20 protein-coding genes are annotated in these 21083 nt (G+C 68.6%); 5 read left to right on the top strand and 15 right to left on the bottom strand.

The features are described 5' to 3' along the window. Positions 1-15: 15 nt before the first annotated feature. From IB269_RS13920 to IB269_RS13935, 4 genes are read right to left on the bottom strand one after another with little or no spacing between them, the layout of a single operon-like run. Positions 16-1722 carry a thiamine pyrophosphate-binding protein gene (locus tag IB269_RS13920; RefSeq protein WP_043825870.1) on the bottom strand — a complete coding sequence of 569 codons (1707 nt, stop codon included), beginning with the start codon at positions 1720-1722 and terminating at the stop codon, positions 16-18. 34 nt (positions 1723-1756) lie between these two features. Further along, entirely contained in the window at positions 1757-2554 is a 798-nt protein-coding gene (locus IB269_RS13925; protein ID WP_012202890.1) for an SDR family oxidoreductase, read from the bottom strand. Beyond that, complete coding sequence (locus tag IB269_RS13930; RefSeq protein WP_192367399.1) at positions 2547-3440, bottom strand: IclR family transcriptional regulator; 894 nt, start codon at positions 3438-3440, stop codon at positions 2547-2549. Before IB269_RS13930 ends, IB269_RS13925 begins: the two co-directional genes overlap by 8 nt. An 11-nt stretch (positions 3441-3451) precedes the next feature. Beyond that, positions 3452-4222 carry an SDR family oxidoreductase gene (locus tag IB269_RS13935; RefSeq protein ID WP_012202888.1) on the bottom strand — a complete coding sequence of 257 codons (771 nt, stop codon included), beginning with the start codon at positions 4220-4222 and terminating at the stop codon, positions 3452-3454. A gap of 808 nt (positions 4223-5030) precedes the next feature. Here IB269_RS13935 and IB269_RS13940 point away from each other — a divergent pair. Next, positions 5031-5306 (top strand): hypothetical protein, encoded by a 276-nt coding sequence (locus tag IB269_RS13940; RefSeq protein WP_012202887.1) that lies wholly within the window; start codon positions 5031-5033, stop codon positions 5304-5306. A gap of 367 nt (positions 5307-5673) precedes the next feature. On the opposite strand, the gene IB269_RS13945 is transcribed toward IB269_RS13940, so the two are convergent. The 9 genes from IB269_RS13945 to IB269_RS13985 form a co-directional block, all read right to left on the bottom strand. Then, positions 5674-6429, bottom strand: a complete 756-nt coding sequence (locus tag IB269_RS13945; protein WP_192367400.1) for a 5'-methylthioadenosine/adenosylhomocysteine nucleosidase — start codon at positions 6427-6429, stop codon at positions 5674-5676. A 111-nt stretch (positions 6430-6540) separates the two neighbouring features. Continuing rightward, a complete protein-coding gene (locus IB269_RS13950) occupies positions 6541-7338 on the bottom strand; it encodes an aspartate dehydrogenase (protein WP_192367401.1) in 798 nt (265 codons plus the stop codon). Positions 7339-7392: 54 nt separating this feature from the next. After that, a complete protein-coding gene (locus IB269_RS13955) occupies positions 7393-8199 on the bottom strand; it encodes an IclR family transcriptional regulator (protein ID WP_012202883.1) in 807 nt (268 codons plus the stop codon). Between the two features lie 22 nt (positions 8200-8221). Further along, positions 8222-9076, bottom strand: a complete 855-nt coding sequence (locus tag IB269_RS13960) for an alpha/beta fold hydrolase (protein WP_192367402.1) — start codon at positions 9074-9076, stop codon at positions 8222-8224. A gap of 149 nt (positions 9077-9225) precedes the next feature. Beyond that, positions 9226-9756: a cupin domain-containing protein gene (locus tag IB269_RS13965; protein ID WP_012202881.1), complete on the bottom strand. Its 531-nt coding sequence runs from the start codon at positions 9754-9756 to the stop codon at positions 9226-9228. Positions 9757-9956: 200 nt separating this feature from the next. Next, positions 9957-11153, bottom strand: a complete 1197-nt coding sequence (locus IB269_RS13970; protein ID WP_192367543.1) for an MFS transporter — start codon at positions 11151-11153, stop codon at positions 9957-9959. Positions 11154-11175: 22 nt separating this feature from the next. Then, entirely contained in the window at positions 11176-12060 is an 885-nt protein-coding gene (locus IB269_RS13975; protein ID WP_192367403.1) for an NAD(P)-dependent oxidoreductase, read from the bottom strand. Positions 12061-12196: 136 nt separating this feature from the next. Further along, entirely contained in the window at positions 12197-12787 is a 591-nt protein-coding gene (locus IB269_RS13980; protein WP_013804518.1) for a TetR/AcrR family transcriptional regulator, read from the bottom strand. Positions 12788-12868: 81 nt separating this feature from the next. Then, positions 12869-13360, bottom strand: coding sequence for an Lrp/AsnC family transcriptional regulator (locus IB269_RS13985; protein ID WP_016449824.1), 492 nt, complete (start codon positions 13358-13360; stop codon positions 12869-12871). Positions 13361-13503: 143 nt separating this feature from the next. Between IB269_RS13985 and IB269_RS13990 the strand changes: the two genes are divergently transcribed. Continuing rightward, positions 13504-14949 (top strand): L-lactate permease, encoded by a 1446-nt coding sequence (locus tag IB269_RS13990; protein WP_192367404.1) that lies wholly within the window; start codon positions 13504-13506, stop codon positions 14947-14949. Between the two features lie 68 nt (positions 14950-15017). Here IB269_RS13990 and IB269_RS13995 read toward each other — a convergent pair whose 3' ends face one another. Continuing rightward, positions 15018-16697, bottom strand: coding sequence for a long-chain-fatty-acid--CoA ligase (locus IB269_RS13995; RefSeq protein ID WP_192367405.1), 1680 nt, complete (start codon positions 16695-16697; stop codon positions 15018-15020). 156 nt (positions 16698-16853) lie between these two features. Then, positions 16854-17675 (bottom strand): 2,5-didehydrogluconate reductase DkgB, encoded by an 822-nt coding sequence (gene dkgB / locus IB269_RS14000; RefSeq protein ID WP_099751626.1) that lies wholly within the window; start codon positions 17673-17675, stop codon positions 16854-16856. 141 nt (positions 17676-17816) lie between these two features. On the opposite strand from dkgB, the gene IB269_RS14005 reads away from it, so the two are divergent. From IB269_RS14005 to IB269_RS14015, 3 genes are all read left to right on the top strand, one after another. Continuing rightward, positions 17817-18710 carry a LysR family transcriptional regulator gene (locus tag IB269_RS14005; RefSeq protein ID WP_192367406.1) on the top strand — a complete coding sequence of 298 codons (894 nt, stop codon included), beginning with the start codon at positions 17817-17819 and terminating at the stop codon, positions 18708-18710. Between the two features lie 142 nt (positions 18711-18852). Continuing rightward, positions 18853-20106 carry a M20 aminoacylase family protein gene (locus IB269_RS14010; protein WP_192367407.1) on the top strand — a complete coding sequence of 418 codons (1254 nt, stop codon included), beginning with the start codon at positions 18853-18855 and terminating at the stop codon, positions 20104-20106. Beyond that, complete coding sequence (locus IB269_RS14015; protein ID WP_192367408.1) at positions 20103-21083, top strand: tripartite tricarboxylate transporter substrate binding protein; 981 nt, start codon at positions 20103-20105, stop codon at positions 21081-21083. Before IB269_RS14010 ends, IB269_RS14015 begins: the two co-directional genes overlap by 4 nt.

Consider the following 21083-nt stretch of genomic DNA (forward strand, 5'->3'; position numbering starts at 1 on the left):
TCGAATCCAGCCGCCTCAGGCGGCCTTGGACGCCGTGGTGGTGGCCGGGATCTGGTCCAGCTTGTTCACGGGCGGGCCCGAGAACGTGGCCTTGAAATTGCCGATGGCGCGCATGTCGATCTCCAGCAGGAAGGGGCCCTTCTTCGGCCAGGCCGAGGCCAGCACGGCGGGCAGCTCGTCAAGGTTCTGCACGCGGGCATGGGGCAGCTGGATGGAGGCGCACAGCTGCGCGTAGTCGGGCGTGTGCAGCTCCACATAGCAGCGGCGGCCGCCGTAGGAGGCGTCCTGGATGTTCTGGATCACGCCGTAGCGCTGGTCGTTCATCAGCACGATCAGGGTGTCGCACTCTTCCTGCACCAGCGTGGCCAGCTCGCCCAGGTTCAGGATGAAGCCGCCATCGCCCGCCAGGCCCAGCGTCTTGCGGCCCGAGCCGCTGACCGCCGCGCCCACGGCCGCGCCGATGGCCATGGGCATGCCCATGCCGATGCCGCCGCCCGTGGCGTGCACGCCCGCGTTGGGCTCGAAAAAGCGCAGCTCGCGGTTGCCCCAGGTGCTGTTGGAGACGGTCACGTCGCGCACCCAGTTGAAGTTGCGGCCCACGGCCTTTTGCAGCTCCTGCACCAGCACGCTGTACGGGCCCAGGCCGTCGCGCATGGTGGCCACGGCCTCGTCGTGCACCTGGCGCAGGTCGGCCAGCAGCTCGGGGTCGGCCTTGTAGCCGCGTGCCTCCAGCCGGTCGGCCAGGCCCGTCAGCGCCAGGGCCGAGTCGCCGCAGACAAAGCCGTCATCGGCATAGCAGCGGCCCTGCTGGGCAGCGTCCACATCGATGCGCAGCAGCGGGCGCGGCAGCTTCAGTTCGTACTTCAGCGTCTCATTGCTGCGCAGGCGCGTGCCCACGGCCAGCATGGCGTCGCAGCGCTGGTAGAAGGCCTCCACGGGCTTTTGGATGTTGTAGGCGCCCAGCGAGGCCGGATCGTCCTCGGCCACGATGCCGCGGCCCTGGCCCGTGCTGACGATGCCGAAGCCCAGCGCCTTCAGGCGCTGCACGGCAGCGACTGCGTGGCGTGCGCCGCCACCCAGCCACAGCAGCGGGCGACGTGCCTTGGCCAGCGTGTCGGCCAGCGCATCCAGCGATGCCTCGCTGGGGGCCAGCACGGCCACCGGCAGCGGCGACAGGTCGGCCGGCATGTCGATCACGGTCTGCTGGATGTCGATGGGAATCTCCACGCTCACCGGCCCCGTGGGCGCGGTCATGGCGGCCTGCACGGCGGCCTTCAGGGTGGACAGGCAGGTCTCGGCGCTGCGCACGCGGAACGCCGCCTTGGACACGGCGCCCAGCATGGTCAGCTGGTCGGGCGCCTCGTGGATGTACGACAGCTTCTGGTCCAGGTACTGCGTCTCGATCTGGCCCGTGATGTGCAGCAGCGGCGTGCCGGCCGTATAGGCCTCCACCAGGCTGCCGGCGATGTTGCCCGCGGCCGGGCCGGTGCTGGTGATGCACACGCCCAGGCTGGAGGTGGAACGCGCGCAGGCATCGGCCATGTTGCCGGCGCCGGCCTCGCCGCGCGCCATCACGAAGCGGACATGGCCGCGCGCATTCATCGCGTCCAGGATGGGCATGTTGTGGATGGAGATCACCCCGAACGCGGCCTGCACGCCGCAGTGTTCGAGGAACTGGGCCACAACGGCGCCGACGGTGATTTTGGATGCGGAAGAAGTCATGTTCTGCTTTGAATCGGGTGAAGGGGCTGGAGCACTACGCTTGCCGTGCAAGACCACCGGAGACGTCGATGTGGCTGCCGGTCGTGTAGGAGGACAGGGGCGTGGCGAGATAGAAGATGGCGCGCGCGGCCTCGTCGGGCGAGCCCAGGCGGCCCAGCGGAATGGACTTCTTGCGGGCGAGGTCGGCGCTCCAGGCGTTCCAGTCCTGGCTGCGGTCCTCGCGCGCCTCGAAGCGGCGGCGCCACTGGCCGGACTCGATCAGGCCGACCAGGATGCCGTTGACGCGCACGCCCTTGGGCGCGAACTCGGTGGCCATGGAGCGCACCAGGTTCTTGAGGCCGGCGCGCGCGGCCGAGGTGGCCACCATGTGCGGCTCGGGCTGCGAGGCCAGCAGCGAATTGACGCAGACGATGGCCGGCTGCGCCGTGCGCTCGAGCTGCGGCAAAAAGGCGCGCGTGGGATGCAGCACCGAGAAGAACTTCAGGTGCAGCTCCTCGGTCCAGGCCGCATCGTCGGTGCTGGCAAACGTCGAGACCCGGCCCTGGCCCGCGTTGTTCACGAGGATGGAGGCGGGACCCAGCGCAGCCTCGCTGTCGCGCGCGAATTGCTGCACCTGGGCGGCGTCGAGCACGTCGCAGGCCTGGGCGAACAGGCGGGCCTCGGGATGGCGTTCGCGCAGCTGCTGCACGGCCTGCTCCAGGCGTTCGGCGCTGCGCCCGCACAGGGCGACACGCGCGCCCTGCGACAGCAGCAGATCGACCGTGGCCAGGCCAATGCCCGAAGAGCCGCCGGTGACGACGGCCGTGGTGTCCTTGAGTTGGGAATCAAACATGGCCGCCTCCTGCGCGCCGGGAATTGAGGGAAAGCAGCTGTGCCGTCTGCGTTTGCGTTTGCGTTTGCGGGCGGTAGTTCAGCAGCTCGGACAGCTCGGCCGCCGCGTCGCAGACGCCGGCGATCAGGGTCTCGGCACGGCCCTCCTCCACATGGGGCGCGGGGACCGTCGTGCCCAGCGCCGCCACCACGCGGCCGCTGTGGTCGCGCACGGGGGCGGCGATGGTGCAGATGGAGCTTTCGTAGAAGCCCTCGCTGAACACATGGCCGCGCTCGCGGTCGGCCTCGACCAGGTTGAACAGGTCCAGCACCGTGCGCGGCGTCTTGGGCGTGTGCGCTTCCAGGTGCTCCTCGGGGTAGAGCGCGCGCAGCTCGGGTAGGGACAGGTCGCCCAGCAGCACGCGGCCCAGGGCCGTGGCATGGGCAGGCAGGCGCGTGCCCACACGCACCGAACTGGTCAGCGGCGTGGGCGGCGTCACCTTGGCCACGTAGACGATGGAGCGGCCATCGCGCACCACGATGTTGCAGGGATAGCGGATCTCGCCGCACAGCCGCGCGATCACGGGCTGGCCCAGCTCGGTCAGGTCCATGGACGACAGGAACTCGAAGCCCAGGCGCAGCACGGACAGGCCCAGCCGGTAGTCATTGCTACCCTCGGCACGCTGCAGAAAGCCCATGGCCTCCAGCGTGTTGAGCATGCGGAAAATCGTGGCGCGCGGCAGTTGCAGGCGGCGGGCCAGCTCGGGCGCGCCCAGCGTGGCATTGCCGCGCCCGAACTCCTGCAGCAGGCGCAGGCCGCGCTCCAGCGCGGGCACCATGTACTTGTCGGCGCCGTTGTCCGCGCTCTCGGCGCTCTCGGCATTCCCGGAAGAGGGGGTGTCGGTCATGGCGAACCCCTTCAATTCATGACGAAGCCGCCGTTGACGGGCAGCACCTGCCCCGTCACGAAGCGCGCGCCATCGGACAGCGCATAGGCCACGGCGCCCGACACATCCTCGGGCCGCTGCTCGCGCTGCAGCGCGCGCTGGTCGATGTACAGGCGGTGGCGGTGCTCGGGCACGTACTCCGTGGCCTCCACCAGCACCAGGCCCGGCGCCACGGCGTTGATGGTGATGCCGTCGGCGCCCAGCTCGCGCGCCATGGAGCGCGTCATGGCCATCACCGCGCCCTTGCTGGCCACATAGGCCATCAGGTTGGGGGCGCCCCACATGGCGGTGTCGGACGCCAGGTTGACGATGGCGCCCCGGCCGCTGTCGCGCAGCGCGGCGCGGCAGGCGCGCGTCATCAGCCACACGCCGCGCACGTTCACGTTCATCACCTGGTCCCACTTGTCCAGATCGATGTCGTCCATGCCCTTGCCGCCCGAATCGGTCACGGCCGCGTTGTTCACCAGGCCGTCCAGCCCGCCCAGCGCCTGCACGGCCTGCTGCGCGCAGCGCTCTATCGACTCCGGATTGCCGGCATCCAGCCCGAAGCCATGGGCCTCGAAGCCCTGCGCACGCAGCCGGGCCACGGACTCGGCCAGCAGCTCCTCGCGCAGATCGGCCATGGCGACACGCGCGCCCTGCTCGCAAAAGGCCTTGGCGAACGCAAAGCCCAGGCCGCGCGCCGAGCCTGTGACGAGGATGCGGCGGCCGGCAAGCTGGCCTGTGGAGGGCGTGGTGTTCATGGCGTACCTCAATCGAAGGGGGTTTGTGTCTGTTTCAAATTTGAAATGACACTTTTTTCTTGAAACAAGCGTGAGTTTAGGACTGATGGTTCGGGGTGGGATTGGGGAAAACACGGAGGCGTGTGGGAAATGGATGACAGAGGTGTGTCTGGGTGTGTTTGGATGAGGGGCTTTTTATGGCTTGTGAGGGCATGCCCGCCCTGCGGGCGGGAGCCGGGTTTCGGCCCGGCGGCCGACCGACTTTCTTGCCGCGCGGCAAGAAAGTCGGCAAAGAAACGCGCCCAAATGCCCGCGACCCCTGCGCTTCGCTCCGGGGCTACCTGCGTCGTGGCGGTTGCGGGGTTCGCTGCGGAACTCGCTGCGTTCACTGCGTGAACTCCGCTCAGACAACCGCAGCGAGTCAGATGACGAAGCAGTCCTGTCCTTCGGCAGGACTGCAACCCCACAACCACCACGCCGCAGGCGCGTTCATACGGGGAGTGGGTGCGGGCCGTCGCTTCGCTCGGCCTGGGGTTTGAGGCGGGGTTGTGGAATGCCTCTATGATTTCGGTGGCCCCCTGTTCCGGGGCTGGTGCTTGAAAACACCATCAACACACAGCGGCAGAGCCTCCCCGAAAGAGAGGCCTCGTCACGTCTGAACACTTGGACAGTGGGCATCGCACCCGCACGTCCACACGGTTTTGGATGGGATGGGGCTACCCGCAAGGCTGCCCGCACGTCTGTGTGCGTGTTTTCAACATCCCATCCACCCTTTCTGCGCTTGAAAACGCAGGTCGGGTGTTTCCGTCTCGCACAGGAGTACGAAAACATGAACGATCAGCGCACCGCTCTTCCCACGCGCGCCAGCTTCGAGCAACTGGCTCGCACCATCACCGACACCAATGGATGGGTACAGGAAGGCTGCAACGAAATATGGGCCCTGGCCCAACTTGTGTTGGCCAGCCTCAATGCACCAGAAGACTTGCGACGTCCGCAAGCCATGGCTCACGCACTGCGCGCCATCCGCGACGGCGCTGAGTCACTGGCCGACTATGTGCAAGGCGAAGCCAGAAGCGTAGGTTGCGACCACACTCAAAGCCCATAGCCACGAGTGCGGCCACATCCGGCCGAGCGCAGCGAAGGCCCGAGCAAACTCCCCGTATGTCAGCGCCTGCGTCGGGCCGCCTGCGGGGTTGCAAGCCTGCCGAAGGACAGGCTTGCTTCGTCATCTGACTCGCCGTGATTGTCTGAACGTAGCGCGCAGCGCGAAGTGAGTTTCACGGCGAACCCCGCAGGTGGCCCGACGCAGGTTGCCCCGTAGCGCAGCGAAGGGGTCGCGGACATTCGGGGTGCTTTTCTTTGCCTACTTTCTTGTAGCAAGACAAGAAAGTAGGTCGGCCGCCGGGCCGAACCCCGGCCTCGAAAAACAACCCCCCGGCAGGGTCAAAAAACGCCCCCACCAGGGTAAAAAATCAAACAGCAAGCCGCCGCAAAAACCCATCAACAACCCGCAACGCATACCGACTCGCCACCACCCGCACAAACTCCGCAAAGTCCACATGCGCACTGTCATCCGCCCGATCGGAAACCGTCCGCATGGCCGCAAACGGCACGCCATAGTCCAGGCAGGCCTGCGCCACGGCGGCGCCTTCCATCTCCACCGCCAGCACCTCATGCCCTGCAGCACGCAGGCCCTGCGCCAGCGCGGAAGAGGCGCCCGCCGTGCCCACGAACTGGTCACCGCTGGCAATCAGCCCCTGGTGCGCGCGCGGCGCCGTGGTGGCGTGGGCGGCGCGCAGGTCTTCGCCCGCCTCGGCCACGAAGGCCTGGGCAGCGGCCAGCAGCGCGGCGGTCATTTCGGGGTCGCAGGGCAGGCGCGTGCGTCCGTAGCCGGGCATTTCCCAGCGCGGGAAGATGGGCGAGGCGTCCAGGTCGTGCTGCAGGTATTCGTCGGCCACGACGACATCGCCCACGCGCACGCCTTCGCCCAGGCCACCGGCCACGCCGGTGAAGGCGATGCGGCGCACGCCGAAGCGCTCGATCAGTGCCGTGGCCGTGGTGGCGGCCGCCACCTTGCCTATGCCCGACAGCGCGCAGACCACGTCGTGCCCATGCAGGCGCCCGCGCCAGAACATGCGGCCGGCGTGGGCCGTGCCCTGGGCGTCGGACATGGCATGGACCAGGCCTTCCTGTTCCTGCGGCAGGGCACTGAGGATGGCGATGGTCATGGTGGCTTCTCTTTCAACGTTTCAACGGCACAGGCAAAAAGCAAAGGCGGCCCGGGGGCCGCCTGCGGGGCGAAAGCGCCCATTGTGCCGCGAGCCTGTGCCCGGTGCGGCTCAGATGGCGATGGCCGTGGCCTGGTTGAGCACGGCGCGCACCACGCTGTAGACGGTGAGGGCCGAGGTCTTGGGGTTGGCCTCCAGCGGCTTGCCACGCATGGTCAATTCCATGGACCCGAAGGCGCCGCGCGCGGCCACATGGTGCACGTTCTCGTCCACGGCCGGGTCGGCGTACAGGCGCACCGTGGTGCGGTCCAGGCCCATGCCGGCCAGCGACAGGGTGGCGGCCACGTTGGCGTTCTTGGGGTAGAGCTGGGCGGCCTCGCGTGCGCTGCCTTCGAAGATGCAGAAGGCTTCCTTGAGGCTGGCGAGGTCGCAGCGCTGTTCTGCGGGCGTGCCGGTCCAGGCCAGGGGCGGCTTGCGGCCGGTGTAGACCACTTCGTCCAGGCCGCCGATGCGGGCTGCGGCCAGCGCATCCACGCCGCCGATGGCGCCCGACAGCAATTGCACCTGGGTGTCTCCGGCCTCGGCCGCCGCCTGCACGGCCTCGGCCATGCCGGGGGCGCTGAGTGCGCCGATGGAGGCCACGACGGCAGGAATGCCGCGCCGCAGGGCGGGCAGCACATGCTCTTCGATGGCGGTATGGCCTGCGCATTCGACGATGAGGTCGGGCCGGTCTTCAGTCGTCAGCGCAGGCAGTGCGCGCGCGTGGGGCGCATGCCGGGCCAGGGTGGCGCGCACGGCGTCCGTCACTTCGGGCACAAGCACCCAGCCCACCTGCACCGCGGCATGGCCCTTGAGCAGTTCGAGCACGCTGGCGCCAATCGCACCGCAGCCAATCACAGCAATATTCATCGTCATTTCTTTCTGAGCAAGAACGCGCTGAGGGCCGGTGGGAGCACCAGTTCCTCAGCGCAGAAAACCAGGATGCTGGGTGCGCAGGTGGCCCGTCAGTTCGACGGCGGCCTCGCGCACCTGTTCCACCCAGTGCGCCATGCGCCCGGGTGCGATTTCGGTAAAGGCCACGGCCATGCCCAGGCCCGCGATGATGCGGCCCTGCGCATCGCGCACGGGCGCGGCAATGCTGGAGACGCCGGGCTCGTAGAAGCCCTCGCCCATGGCGTAGCCGCGCTCGCGGTCCTGCAGCAGCAGCTGCTGCAGTTGCTGCACGTCACGCGGCGTGCTTTCCGAGAATTGCGGCAGCTCGCTGCCGCCGAAGAGTTCGCGCAGCTGGTCTGCGTCCATGTCCTGCAGCAGGGCGCGGCCCAGCACGGTGGCATGGGCCGGCAGGCGCGAGCCCACGCGCACGGCGCCCTGGAAGGCGCCGGCCGGCGCAATGCGCGCCACGTAGACCACGGAGGTGCCGTCCAGCAGCGCCAGGTTGGTGGTGAAGCCCAGGCGCTCGCACAGCGCCTGCAGCACGGGCTCGGCCAGTTGGGCCAGCGGCTGGGTGGACAGGTAGTCGTAGCCCAGGCGCAGCACGGACAGGCCCAGCCGGTACTCGGTGCCCGAGCGTTGCAGATACCCCATGTTCTCCAGCGTCGTCAGCATCCGGAACACCGTGGAACGCGGCAGCGCCAGGGTGCGCGCCAGGTCGGGCGCGCTCCACACGGGCTGCGAAGGCGTGAAGCAGGCCAGCAGGCGCAGGCCGCGCTCCAGCGCAGGGACGGTGTAGCGGTCGTTGTCGTTCGAGAGGGTTTCGGAGGTGTCGCTCATCGCAATTCGGGCCGGTAGGCCATCAGGTCAGCAGGGTGGCCAGCCTCTGTGCGACATCCGCAGGTTGTTCGACGACAGAGGCATGGCCGGCTGCCGCAAGCGTAACGTACCGCGCGCCCAGCCTTGCGGCCCAGGCCGCGCAGGCAGCGGGCGGCGTGACCACGTCGTGCTCGCCCACCCAGACCTCGACCGGCATGGCCAGTTGCCCCGCCGCCTGCCCCAGGTCGCTGCCGCACAGCAGCTCCACGGCCTGGGCGTAGCCGGCAGCATGCAGGCGCGCCGTGTTCCAGCGCACCCATTGGCGCACGGGCTCGGGCGCGGCGGGCGAGACCAGGCGCTGGTCGATGGCGGCGGCCAGGCCTTCGATGCCTTTTTCCTGCAGGGCCGCAAGACGGCCCTGGCGTACCTTGGCCTGCTGCTCGCCCATGCCGGGTGCGCCATAGCCGCCAGCGGGGCTGATCAGCACCAGTTGCTGCACGCGCCCGGCACCGGCCTGCACCGCCCAGGGCGTGCCCATGAGCGCACCCAGCGAGTGACCCACCAGCATGCAGCGGCGCACGCCCAGCGCCTGCAGCGACTGCTCCAGCACGCGGGCGTAGTCGGCGCCCGTGGGCGCGTCGGGTGCCAGCGGCGTGGAGCGGCCATAGCCGGGCGCGTCCCAGGCCAGCACACGCGCGCGCGGCGCCAGCGCCAGGGCCACGTCCAGCCAGGAGGCGGCGCCCGAGCTGATGCCGTGCAGCATCACCACGGCAAAGTCCGAGGCCGTGTCGCCGGCCTCGCGCCAGGCGACCTGGGCGCCACCGGGCAGGGCGATGAGATGTTCGGGGAACTGCGCCTGAAGGCGCTGCTCCATGCATGCGGTTACCGAGGGGGTCATTTCAGTTATCCATGGCGATGGCATGGCCCTTCAGCCATGAGACTGGCACGATCCACGCCAGGGACAGCAGGCAAGGGCCGCCCCGCCGCGAGGCTGTCGTCCCCCTTTCAAGGGGGAAGGCGCGAAGCGCCTCAGGGGGTGCTCCATTTCTAACGTTTGATTTTTGCCAGGGGGTGTTCTGGGGGATAGGTGGGCGTGATGGGCTTCTTGGCGCCCAGCATCACGCACATCAGCGCGTCTTCGTCGCCGATGTTGATTTCCTCGCGGTACACGCCGGGCGGCACGGAGACCACGTCGCGGTCGGTGAGGATGGTCTCGAAGCGCTGGCCGTCCTTCTCCAGCACGAGCTTGAGCTTGCCGCGGATCAGGAAGAAGACTTCCTCCACATCGGTGTGCAGGTGCGAGGGGCCTTCATTGCCGGCCGGGATGACCATGGTGGAGAAGGTGAAGTTCTCGGACGGGATGGTGTTGCTGTCCGCAGCCACGCCCGTGCCGCCCGTGCCGATGTAGCGCATCTGGCCACGGCGGTACTTGGGGTCGAAGTCGGCCTGGAACTTCAGCGCGTCGAAGTCGTACTTGCGCGTGGAAAACCGCGCTACGCGCGATTCCATCCATTGTTCGAAGCTGGAGCCTTCCGGCTGGTCCCAGGTGCGGGGCGTGTTCTGAGCGGATTCGGACATGTGTCTCTCCATCAACGTCGGTGGATCATGGCGGGGAAGGCGCCATTTGTTTTATCCATGAATCACAGTTCATGGGGTAAAACAATTATAGGAAGATTGATCGCACGCAACAAGGGCCACATGCGCAGCGGCATGTGGCCCCTTTGCTGCCCAGTCTGTTGAGGGAACAGCGATGCGGGTGCAACAGCGATGCGGGTGCCTCAGGCAGCCATGCTGCGCCGCCCAGGCCGAAAGCCCGCCTGGCTGGCCGGCCAGACCACGGACAGGCAGGCCAGCGCCAACACCGCCAGCGCCCAGGGCAAGGCGCGGGCACCCAGCCAGCCCAGCAGCAGTCCGCCGGCCACGCCGCCGCTCGCCACGGCCAGGTTGAAGACCGTCACCAGCATGGACTGGGCCACGTCGGCGCCCTCGCCTGCCGCATCGGCCAGCGCGGTCTGCAGCAGCGTGGGTGCGCCGCCAAAGCTCAGGCCCCAGGCCGCAACCCCGATCAGAACGGCCACGGCCGACTGCCCGGCCAGCCCCAGCACCAGCGCAGACACGGCAAACAAGGCCAGGCTCAGCACGGTGAGCGCGCGCAACCAGCGGTCCACCAGCAGGCCCGTGAGCCAGATGCCGGCAATGGCCGCAAGGCCGAACAGCAGCAGCACCCCATCCACCCTTTGCCCCAGACCCGCCGAAGCCAGGAAGGGTGCGATGAAGGTGTAGAGCATGTTGTGGGCCAGCATCCAGCCGAACAGCGCCAGCAGCACGGGGCGCACGCCGGGCACGAGCAGGATGCGCGCCACGGGCTGGCGTTGGTGCGCCGTCTGCCCGGCGTAATCCGGCACACCCAGCCGCACCCAGGCCAGCAGCAGCAGGCACAACGCCGACAGCGCCCAGAACACGCCGCGCCAGTCGAACAGGCTGCCCAGCCAGGCGCCCAGCGGCACGCCGGCCGCCAGGGCCAACGGCTGGCCCACGCCCGCCACGGCCAGTGCACGCCCCTGCAGATGCGGCGGCACCATGCGCCGCGCATAGCCGGCCACCAGCCCCCAGATCACGCCCGCAGCCATGCCTGCGGCAAAGCGGGCGACCAGGGTCAGGCCGTAGTGGCCGGACAGCGCGGTGAGGCTGTTGAACAGCAGCAGCCCGCCCACCGCCGCCATGAACAGCGGCCGGCGCCTGAGCCCGCGCGTGGCGGCCACGACGGGAATGGCGGCCAGTACCGAACCCAACGCGTACAGCGTGACCATCTGGCCGGCCATGGCTTCGGACACTGCCAGTCCCGTGCCGATCTGGGGCAGCAGGCCGGCCGGCAGGGTCTCGGTCATGATGGCCAGAAAGCCTGCCATCGCCAGGGCCAGCAGCCTGCCCAGCGGCAGGCCCGTGTCGCCGGAGGTGTCCATGGGCTGGTTCATTGCCTTTTCCTCGCTGCGCATCTCAGGCATGGGAGGCTGGATGGGATGCCAGGTGGGATGCCGCCATGTCCTTGTCGCCATGCCCGGCGGCCAGCGCGCGCTCGAAGCGGCGCAGCCCGGCCTGGGCGCCATCCAGCAGCAGGCCTGCGCCGGCTGCGGCATCGGCCACCAGTTGAGCGTCCTTGACGGCATTGGCCACGGTGAAGCTGGCGTCGTAGCGGCCTGACAGCATGGCAGCGGCCTTGGCCTGGAAGAAGCCGCTGTCCATGGGCCCGCCCGTGACGGCTTCGACCACCAGGGCCGGTTCTATGTCCAGCCCCTTGGCCAGCGCCAGGCTTTCGGCCAGGCCATGCGTGAGTGCGAAGGCCCAGTGGTTGAGCGCCAGCTTGAGCCGGCTGGCGGCGCCTGCCTGCTGCGCAATCCACAGGCTGCGTTTGCCAATGGCATCGAACACCGGCTGCACCTGGCCGCGCTGCGCCAGCGGGCCTGCGGCCAGGATGACCAGCTGGCCCTGCTCGGCCGGCTGGCGCGTGCCCTGCACGGGGCAGTCGTAGAACACCAGGCCATGCCGATCGGCGAACTGCGCCAGCGGCGCGATGGCGTCCACACCCACCGTGCTCAGTTGCAGCCACAGTGTGCCCGGCTGCAATGCGGGCGCTGCAGCCTGCATGGCCTGCAGCACGGCCGGCCCGTCCTTGAGCACGGTGACGACGATGCGGGCGCCACGCACGGCGTCGGCCGCATCGCCACAGGCCTGAACGCCGTCGGCCGCAAGGGCCTGGGCCTTGGCGGCCGTCCGGTTCCAGGCGCGGACGGTGAAGCCCTTGCGTTGCAGGTTGCGCGCGACGGGCGCACCGATCAGGCCCGTGCCGAGCACGGCAATGGTGGTTTGAAGGTTTGAATGCATGGGAACTCCAGGGTGATGAGAGAGTGAAACAGACAAGGAAAACTGAAATCCGGATTACTGGAACGATCATTCCAATTCAAGGAAAATAAAAACCCGCAACGGCACGACATGCGCGCGGCGGGTGGCGGGTGGCCGGCTACTGCGCCTGCAGCGCCATGTCGACCACGTCGACCACGTCCATCAGGCACTGGCGGCGCTGCGGCGCGCTGCTGCCCTTGCCCAGCACGCGCAGGCCCTGCACGGTGTTCAGGACGAAGCGCGCCAGGGCGCGCGGCTTTTTGCTGTCGGTGATGTCGCCTTCCTGCTGGCCGCGCAGGATGAGCTTTTCCAGCGCCTTTTGCAGGCGCTGGAAGTTGCCGGCCACCCTCTCGGCCACGGCCTCGTCATGGCCGGCCAGCTCCAGCGCGGCATTGGCGACCAGGCAGCCACGGCGCCCGGCATCGCTCAATTCGTCCTGCACGATGCGCAGCAGCAGCTGCCGCACCAGGTCCCGGGCGCGTCCCGGGCCGGACAGCAGTTCCACGTTGGAGGTGGTCACGGCCTCATAGCGGCGCAGCGCATGCTGGAACAGCCCCTGCTTGTTCTCGAAGGTGCCGTACAGGCTGCTGCGCGACAGGCCCGTGCCGTCCACCAGGTCCTGCACCGAGGTGGCCGCGTAGCCGCGCTGCCAGAACACCTGCATGGCGGCGTCTGCGATGTCATCGGGGTCGAAGTCCTTGGTGCGCATGGTGGCTCATTGAATTGGAACGATCATTCCATTCAATGTAGGCGGCCGTTTCGCGGCTGTCAAGATTGCGCCAAAGGGCCTTCACTCGCAGGGAATTTCCAGCCCCACCTTCACGCGGTCCAGCGCCACGATGGTCTTGAACCATTTGACGTTGGGGTTCTCGGCGAACAGGCGCCGCGCCAGGGCCTCGTACTCCTGCATGGTGGCCACGGTGAGGACGAGCACGAAGTCCACCTCGCCCGTGACGTAGTAGCACTGCTGGACCTCGGGCACGGCGAAGTGCGACTTCATGGCGTTGAGCGCGTCGATGCTGGTGCGCTCGGTCATGACCTCCACGATGATGGTGATGGGCCGGCCCACGCGCGTGGGGTCCACGGTGGCGGCCTGGCCGGTGATCACGCCTTCGGCCTGCATGCGCTTGAGGCGGCGCTGTACGGCGGCCGTGGACAGGTTGACCTGCTCGGCCAGCAGGCGCAGCGGCACCGTGCTGTCGCGCTGGACGATGGCCAGGATGGCGCGGTCGAAGCCGTCCAGGTCGGCCAGGTGAGCAGGGTGGGCGGTGTGCTTGGTCATGGGAAGCGAGGACTTTTGGAGGGTGAGAAATTTTCTCGCAAACATCCCCAATTCAGAGACCAAAAAACAGGTGCCGCGAAATAGTATTTCGTCGTTTTCCGCATCCAACGCATGCGGACCTGCCTGCCGAGAAAGCCCATCCCATGGCCACCCTGCTCCACCTGTCTCCCGTGTTTCTTGTGATGTCCATGCTCATGGTTTTGCGCCGCCCGCCTGTGCAGGCGGCCATGGCCGGGGCGGCGCTGGTCGCCCTGCTGTGGCTGGTCGATGCCTGGATGGCGACGGGCACCGCCGCTTCCGGCGCCGCCCTGGCCGCAGCGCGCGACACGGGCGTGCTGTTCCTGAGCACGGCCTTCGTGATCGTGCCGGGCCTGGGCTTTGTGATCCTCATCGAACGCATGGGCGTGAACCAGGCGCTGAGCCAGTGGGTGCGCTCGCTGGGCCTGGGGCCGGCCGATCAGGTGGTGTTCATCGTGCTGGGCCTGGCGCCGCTGCTGGAGGCGATGACGGGCTTTGGCGTGTCGCTGATCGCCACCGTGCCGCTGCTGCTGAGCCTGTTCGAACGGCGCGCCGCGCTGCGCATGGCGCTGGCGGGCATGGCCATCATGCCCTGGGGCACGCTGGGCCTGGCCACGGTGATCGGTGCCTCGCTGGCCCATGTGGACGCGGCAGCGCTGGCCGCTGTGTCCTCGCTGACCAGCGCGCCGGTGTTCCTGGTGCTAGGCGCCCTGTCCCTGCATCTGGCCGGCGAGCGCGGTGCGCGGGCCTGGCTGCTGCTGGGCGGCTTTGGCCTGCTGTTCGTGGGCGTGCTGCATGGCATCAGCCGCTGGATGGGCCCCGAGGTGGCGGGCGTGGGCGCGGGCTTTGCCGTGGCGCTGGGTATGCTGGTGCGCGCGCTGCTGCTGCGCGGCACGGCCCAGGCGGCACCCGGCTGGCCGCGACAGGCCTGGCCGTATCTGGCGCTGGCTCTTGCCATCGTGCTGCTCAAGCTGCTGGCCCTGGCCACGCAGTGGGACCAGCGCTGGATCGTGCAGGGCGCCCAGGTGGCCTGGAAGCCGCTGGCCTCCCCGGGCGTGGCGCTGACCCTGGTGCTGGGCCTGCTGCTGGTGCGCGGCGCCGGCCGTGGCGCTGCCCTGGCTGGTGCTCTGGCCGCCCGCGCCAAACGCCCGCTGCTGACCATCTTCTTCTTTCTGGCCATGTCCCAGATGATGGTCAAGGCCGGTTTTCTGTCCGGCCTGGTGCAGCTGCTGGCCGAGCTGGCGCCCGCTGCCCTGGCGCCCATCGTGGCGGCCTTCGGCGCGCTGGCCGGCTACATGACGGGCTCCAACGTGGGCGGCAACGCGATCTTCATGCCCGCCATCGCCCTGCTGCCCGAGTCCTCGCGCCTGCTGCTGGCCGCCGTGCACAACAGCGCCGCCGGACATGCGGCCCTGGGCTCCCTGTCCATCGTGATGCTGGTGCTGGGCCTGGCACGTACCAATGCCCAGGAAGAAGGCGAGCTGGTGCGCTTCGGCTTTGCGCTGGCGTGCCTCAATGCGGCGGCCGTGGCACTGGCGGCGCTGGTCCTGGCGGGTCTGGGCGTGTTCTGAAGACGTGTTCCCTCCCAATGAAAAGAGGCGCCGCAGCGCCTCTTTTCAAACACGGCAAGCCGCCTGCGTTACTTGCTGTCGCGCAGCTCCCGGCGCAGGATCTTGCCGACCGGGGTCTTGGGCAGCTCGGTGCGGAACTCGATCACGCGAGGCCGCTTGTAGCCCGTGAGGTTGTCGTGGCAGAAGTCGCGCACGGCCTGTTCGGTGAGGCTGTCGTCCTTGCGCACGATGACCAGCTTGACGGCCTCGCCGGTCTTCTCGTCGGGCACGCCGACCACGGCGCATTCGAGCACGCCGGGGCAGTTGGAGACCACGTCTTCCACTTCATTGGGATAGACGTTGAAGCCGCTGACCAGGACCATGTCCTTCTTGCGGTCCACGATCTTGAAGTAGCCGCGCTCGTCCATGGTGCCGATGTCGCCGGTGCGGAAATATCCGTCGGCGGTGAAGACCTTGGCGGTTTCGTCGGGACGCTGCCAGTAGGCGGCCATGACCTGCGGGCCCTTGATGGCCAGTTCACCGCGCGCGCCCAGTTCGGTCACGTCGTTGCCGTCGTCATCGACCAGCTTGAGATAGGTGCTGGGCAAGGGCACGCCGATGGTGCCCGAGAACTCGGTGGAGGTGACCGGGTTGCAGCTGACCGTGGGGCTGGTCTCCGACAGGCCATAGCCCTCGCAGATGGGGCAGCCGGTCTTTTGCAGCCACAGCTGGGCCACGGCGCTTTGCACCGCCATGCCGCCGCCGACCGAGACCTTCAGGTGCGACCAGTCCACGGTGTTGAAGTCCGGGTGGTTGGCCAGGCCGTTGAACAGCGTGCTCACGGCCGGGAAGCTGTGAAAGCGCTGCGTGGACAGTTCCTTGAGCGTGGCCTTGAGGTCGCGCGGATTGGGAATCAGGATGGTTTTGCCGCCCGTGCGCATGGACAGCATCATGTTCACCGTGAAGGCGAAGATGTGGTACAGCGGCAGCGCGCAGATGCTGGTGGGCTGCTCGCCGGCCGGCACCTTGCCCATGGCGGGCTGGTTCCAGGCCTCGGACTGCAGCACGTTGGCGATGATGTTGCTGTGCAGCAGGACCGCGCCCTTGCTCACGCCCGTGGTGCCGCCCGTGTACTGCAGCAGGGCCATGTCTGAGGCCTGCAGCTGCGGCGCCTGGAAGGGCGAGCGCATGCCCTTGGCCAGCGCGTCGTTGAAGCGCACGGCCCCTGGCAGCGAGAACGGCGGCACCAGCTTCTTGACCTTGCGCACCACGTAATTGACGATGGCGCCCTTGAGCATGCCCAGCTGGTCGCCCATGGTGCACAGCACCATGTGCTGCACGGGCGTGGCGGCCTTGCAGGCCTGCAGCGTATGGGCGAAGTTCTCGATGATGACGATGGCCTTGGCGCCCGAGTCCTTGAGCTGGTGCTCCAGCTCGCGGGCCGTGTACAGCGGGTTGACGTTGACCACGACGAAGCCCGCACGCAGCACGGCGGCCACGGCCACGGGGTACTGGGGAATGTTGGGCATCATCAGCGCCACGCGGTCGCCGCGGGCCAGGCCCAGGCTCTGCAGATAGGCGGCGAAGGCGCGGCTTTGCGCATCGACCTGCGAGTAGGTCAGCTCCTTGCCCATGAAGGAATAGGCCACGCGGTCCGCGTAGCGGCTGAAGGCCTCCTCCATCAGGGCCACCAGCGAGGGGTATTGGGAGGGATCGATGTCGGCGGGCACACCTGCCGGATAGGCACCCAGCCATGGGCGGTCACTCATGCTGCTCGTCTCCTGGTTTCTCGATTGAACGTGCATTCTCATAAAAAGCACGGTCGTTCGATACTGTGATAACCCTAGTACTACCCCTAGGGTCACCATTGCGTTGCTCCAGGTCAAAGCCCGCCGGGCCGCGCAGGCCCCCGATCCCAGCCCCGTTCAATCCCAGGCGGGAGCCAGGCCGTCAGGGCTGACCTGGCGGTCGCCGCATTCCAGCGCGGCGATGCGCTGCATGTCTTCGGCGCCCAGCACCAGCTGGCAGCTGTCCAGGTTGGCCTGCAGGTGGGCGCGCTGGGTGGACGAGGGAATGACGGCATAGCCCATGGCCATGGCCCAGGCCAGCGCCACCTGGGCGGGCGTGGCGCCGTGGGCGGTGGCGATGTCGGCCAGCACGGGATCGGCCAGCAGCTTGCCGTAGCCCAGCGTCATGTACGAGGTGGTGTGAATGCCCTGCTGGCGTGCGAAGTCGGTGACGGCACGGTTTTGCAGATAGGGGCTCAGTTCGATCTGGTTGGTGGCGATGTTCGCGGCGCCCACGGCGGCAATGGATTGCTGCAGCAGCGCGATGTTGAAGTTGGACACGCCGATGTGGCGCGTCAGCCCCTGCTCCCTGGCGCGCATGAGCGCGCCCAGGCTGTCCTCCAGCGGCACGCTGCGCGAGGGCCAGTGGATCAGCGTCAGCTCCACATGGTCGGTGCGCAGGGCTTCAAGGCTGCGCTCCAGGCTGGGGATCAGCGCGTCGGCGGACAGGTTCTCGGTCCAGATCTTGGTGGTGAGGAAGAGCTGATCGCGCGGCACGGCGCTGGCGGCGATGGCGGCACCCACATCGGCCTCGTTGCCGTAGATCTGGGCGGTGTCGATGGCGCGGTAGCCCACCTCCAGGGCCTGGCCCACGGAGTGGCGCACCACCTCATCCTTGAGGCGGAAGGTGCCCAGGCCGAACGCGGGCACCACGGAAGCGAGAGAGGCAGTCGATGTCATGCAGGTCCTTCAAAAAAGCAAACAAGGCGCGGAACCACGCCCCGAAGACTGCAGTCTGGCGGGTTAACGCTTGCAGATAAAGCCTGGTATCAGCAGAAAATATTTGACGCTGCAGCAACAATTGCGCCAAGCTGGCGCCCCATGAAAACCACCCTGGACGAGTTGCAGGCCTTTCGCGCTGTGATCGACTGCGGCAGCATCACGGCGGCGGCCGAGCAGTTGGGACAGACCACCTCGGGCATCAGCCGCAGCCTGTCGCGCCTTGAGAAAAAACTGGCCACCACCCTGGTGCGGCGCACCACGCGCAGCCTGGAACTGACCGAGGAAGGCGCGCGCTTCCTGGCCCGCGCGCGCGAGGTGCTGCAGGCCCTGGACGCGGCCGAGGAGGAACTGGCCGCGCGGCGCCAAGCGCCGGCCGGGCTGCTGCGCGTCAATGCGGCCTCGCCCTTCATGCTGCATGCCATCGTGCCGCTGGTCGGCGAGTTCCGCGCGCTCTATCCGCTGATCACGCTGGAGCTGAACACCGATGACCTGCACATCGACCTGCTGGCCCAGCGCACCGACATCGCCATCCGCATCGGCGAGCTGCGCGACTCCACGCTGCATGCGCGGCTGCTGTGCCACAGCGTGCTGCGCGTGCTGGCCAGCCCCGCCTACCTGCAGGCCCATGGCCCAGTGGCGAGCGTGGCTGCGCTGGCGCGCCACCAGCGCATTGGCAACAGCCAGGTGCCAGGCCTGAACCACTGGCCGCTGCGCACGCCCGATGGCGGCGACCGCTGGGATGCCGCGCCCCAGCTCACGGCCTCCAGCGGCGAGACCATGCGCCAGCTGGCCCTGGCAGGCCAGGGCGTGGTCTGCCTGGCCGACTTCATGACCGTGCGCGATCGCGCCCAGGGCGAGCTGGTGCAGGTGCTGGCGCGCGAGACCGTGCAGCAGCGCCAGCCCATCCACGCCGTCTACTACCGCAACACGGCGCTGGCCGCGCGCATCACGGCCTTCCTGGACTTTCTCGCGCAGCGCATGGCGCAGTCCTGAGGGCCGTGTGACGTCCGCCTGAACGGCCTGAACGGCTTGATCGGCCCGTTCGGCTTGTGCATGCAGGGCGCATGCATATGCGTTTTGCTTCGTTGCCACAGGGCTGGCGGTTTTACAGAATCCGGGATTCGCCGCAGCAGGCATGGGCCGGCTGCGGCCGGAGACCGCCTTGCCCCACCTGATCGAAAGCTTTGCCGACATGGCGCCCTTCGTGGCCCTGCGGCGCGACCTGCATGCCCACCCCGAGCTGGGCTTCGAGGAACACCGCACCTCGGCCATCGTGGCCGAACGCCTGGCCTCCTGGGGCGTGGAGGTGCACACCGGCCTGGCCGGCACGGGCGTGGTGGGCGTGGTGCACGGCAGGCATACGGACGCAAGCCATGGCACGCGCACCATCGGCCTGCGCGCCGACCTGGATGCGCTGCCGCTGCAGGAAGAAAACCGGTTTGCCCACCGTTCGCAGCACGCAGGCCGCATGCATGCCTGCGGCCATGACGGCCACACCACCATGCTGCTGGCCGCGGCCTGGCATCTGGCGCGCACGCGCGACTTCGCGGGCACGGTGCACCTGATCTTTCAGCCCGCCGAAGAGATGGGCAAGGCCGGCGCACGCAGGATGATCGACGAAGGCCTGTTCGAGCGCTTCCCCTGCGATGCGGTCTTCGCCCTGCACAACTTCGCGCTGGACCGCGTGGGCAGCTTCGCGCTCAACCCGGGCGCGCTCATGGCCTCCAGCAACACCTTCCGCATCGTGCTGCATGGGCAGGGCACGCATGCCTCGCTGCCGCACACGGGCATCGATCCGGTGGCCGCCACCATTGACCTGGCCCAGCAGCTGCAGACCCTGGTCGCGCGCCATGTGGATTCGCGCGAACGCGCGCTGCTGGCGGTGACGCAGATCCAGGGCTCGGACGCGCCCAACGTGATTCCCGACAGCGCCTGGGTGGGCGGCACGGTGCGCACCTTCTCCGTGGCGGCGCTGGACATCCTCGAAGCCGCCCTGCGCCGCCAGGCCGAGCACACGGCCCTGGCCCATGGCTGCAGGGCCGAGATCCATTTCCGCCGCGCCTCGCCGCCCCTGGTCAACCACGCGGCCGAGGCCGCCTTCGCCGCCGCCGTGATGCGCGAGATCGCGGGCGACGACGCCGTGGACACGCAGTTCCCCGGCGTGCTGGCGGCCGAGGACTTCGCCCACATGCTGCAGGCGCGCCCCGGCTGCTACGCCTTCATCGGCAACGGCCAGGGCGATCACCGACTGCCCGGCCATGGCGACGGCCCCTGCCTGATCCACAACCGCTCCTACGACTTCAACGACGACATCCTTGCCATCGGCGCCAGCTACTTCGTGCGGCTGGTGGAGCGGTGGCTTGCCGTCACCCAGGAAACTTCCCCATGAAAACCTCTCACCCTTCTCCCGTCACCCGCCGCGTTCTGCTGGCAGCAGCCCTGGCCCTGGCCCTGGGACTGGCACCGGCCGTGCATGCCGAACGCGTGATCCGCATCGTCGTGCCCTTCGGCGCAGGCGCCACGCAGGACACGGTGGCACGCACCTTCAGCAATGAACTGGGCCAGGCCCTGGGCGCCACCGTGGTGGTGGAAAACCGGGCGGGCGCGGGTGGCAGCGTGGGCACGGCCCAGGTGGCCAAGTCCGCGCCGGACGGCAACACCCTGGTGCTGGCTGCGGCCAGCCACAACCTGGCCGGCCATCTGTACGCGAAGCTGCCCTATGACCCGCTCAAGGACTTCGTGGGCGTGTCCTTCCTGGGCCGCACGGGCTATGTGGTGGGCGTGCCGGCCGCCTCGGGCGTGCAGACCCTGGGCGAGCTGCTGCAGCGCGCCAGGGCCCAGCCCGGCCAGCTCAACTATGCGTCGGCCGGCAATGGCAGCGCCTCGCACCTGGCCTCGGCCTCGCTGGCCGCGCAGGCGGGCATCAAGCTGCAGCACATCCCCATGAAATCCACGGGCGATGCCACCACCGAGCTGCTGGCCGGCCGCGTGCAGCTGGTCACGGGCGCCACCATCGGCATGCTGGCCTTCCAGAAGGATCCGCGCGTCAAACTGCTGGCCTACTCGGGCAAGCAACGCTCGCGCTTCCTGCCCGATCTGCCCACGGTGGCCGAGTCCGGCGTGCCCGGCTATGCCTTCGACTCCTGGCTGGGCCTGCTGGCACCGGCCGGCACGCCGCCCGCCGAAGTGGAGCGCATCAACGCCGCCGTGCGCAAGGTGCTGGCCGAGCCCGTGGTGCAGGAGCGCCTGGCCCGCGTGGGCGTGGAAGCCGCCACCCTGCCGGCCGCCGAATTCCAGCGCCTGCTCAAGGACGACTGGGAAGCGTCCGGGCGCATCGTCAAGGCGGCCGACGTGCGCATCGAATAG

The organism is Delftia sp. DLF01 (assembly GCF_014852125.1).
GTDB lineage: Bacteria > Pseudomonadota > Gammaproteobacteria > Burkholderiales > Burkholderiaceae_C > Comamonas > Comamonas acidovorans.